This window comes from Geobacillus sp. ZGt-1 (genome assembly GCF_001026865.1).
Lineage (GTDB): Bacteria > Bacillota > Bacilli > Bacillales > Anoxybacillaceae > Geobacillus > Geobacillus thermoleovorans.
The window spans coordinates 341-991 of the sequence record NZ_LDPD01000004.1 but is presented as its reverse complement, the minus strand read 5'-3'; the positions used below and the strand labels follow the sequence as shown (position 1 = coordinate 991).

The window sequence follows — 651 nt, the reverse complement described above, 5'->3', positions numbered from 1 at the left end:
GTTCAGCTGTGGCGAATAGGGAGGGAGGGAAAGAAAGTGAAAACACGGCCCTTCTTCCTGCAAAAACTCCTTGACCATGTTGGCATGATGAATGCGGGCGTGATCCAACACCAAGACGATGAGACGGTCTGGATCGCGCTCTTTGAGCATTCTCAAGAAATCCAAGAACGTCGCGGCATTGGCGGCGGCCGTTTGGTGAAGCACCGTTTCGCCATCGTGGATGTTGACCGCGCCAAACCGCGATGCGTGGGCATGATGGCCGAACATCGGCACTTGTTTTTGGCGGCCGACTTCTGACCATGTGGACCGCAAGACATGGTAAGAGCGGATATGGGTTTCATCGATGTACAGAAGAACAGCATCTTCTGTCTCCTTGGTGATCAAGTTTTTTTATTAGATCCATTTGTGTTTCAAATTGCTTTTGCTCATCCGGGTTTCCTTTCGCCAGTGTGTACGTCGGTCGCGTCCACGACAGCCCTTTGCGGTGCAGGAGTTTTCGCAGCGCTTCGCGGGAAATGGAAACACCGAATTGCTTGGCGACATAGGATTGCAGGAGTTTGGTGTTCCACGCCGAGGCGACGTCCCAGCCCAGTTCAGCGGGAGTGGTGGTCAACACAAGCTGTTTGATCTTTTCCTGCTGTTCTTCGGTGA

General features: G+C 52.8%; 2 protein-coding genes. Both read right to left on the bottom strand.

The features are described 5' to 3' along the window. A partial coding sequence (locus VU18_RS18460) for a transposase (RefSeq protein WP_236687230.1) occupies positions 1–312 on the bottom strand: 312 nt, incomplete at its 3' end. Between the two features lie 25 nt (positions 313–337). Continuing rightward, positions 338–651 (bottom strand): winged helix-turn-helix domain-containing protein (locus VU18_RS18620; protein ID WP_047757507.1); only part of this gene is annotated, 314 nt, incomplete at its 5' end.